A 508-nucleotide genomic window follows, 5' to 3' on the forward strand; every position below is an offset into this window, starting at 1 on the left:
TTTGCCCGAAGATCGTATTCGATTCTATCTTTTGAGAATTGCCAAAAATTTAGCTATAGATTTAATGAGAAAACGAAAAAAAATGGATGAATATACTTTGCGTAAGGAAATGCTCTACTACCACTGGGATACCTTCGATTTTGAAATTCAGGAAGAGGTCAATCGAATTCTTTTGCTGGCTAGTAATACAGAGCAAAGAACGGTACTTGAATTGCGATTAGTCCAAGGATACTCCATAAAGGAAACGGCTAGAATCTTAAACAAGAGTGAAAATGCAGTGAAGTCTTCGCTTCACAGAGCTTCCCAACGTATTAAATTGAAATATATTTCCTGAACACTATGGAGTGCTTGCTTTTTAAAACAAGAAGTAAGACAAACAGTCCCGATGAGAAAGTTCTTGATTGCGGGGCTGTTTGTATGTTGTACATAGTAGGTGAAATGGTGAAAAAGGCGGTAGGTAATCACGGTTATTTTCTTATGCCAATCAGCAAGACATCAGCTTCAAAAT

General features: G+C 37.0%; 1 protein-coding gene. It reads left to right on the plus strand.

All coding sequences use genetic code 11. The features are described 5' to 3' along the window. The coding region (locus tag FOY53_RS24355) for an RNA polymerase sigma factor (RefSeq protein ID WP_146592559.1) at positions 1-334 on the plus strand (334 nt) is incomplete at its 5' end. Between the last annotated feature and the right edge of the window lie 174 nt (positions 335-508).

Source organism: Puniceibacterium confluentis (assembly GCF_007923445.1).
Taxonomy (GTDB): Bacteria; Pseudomonadota; Alphaproteobacteria; order Rhodobacterales; family Rhodobacteraceae; genus Puniceibacterium; species Puniceibacterium confluentis.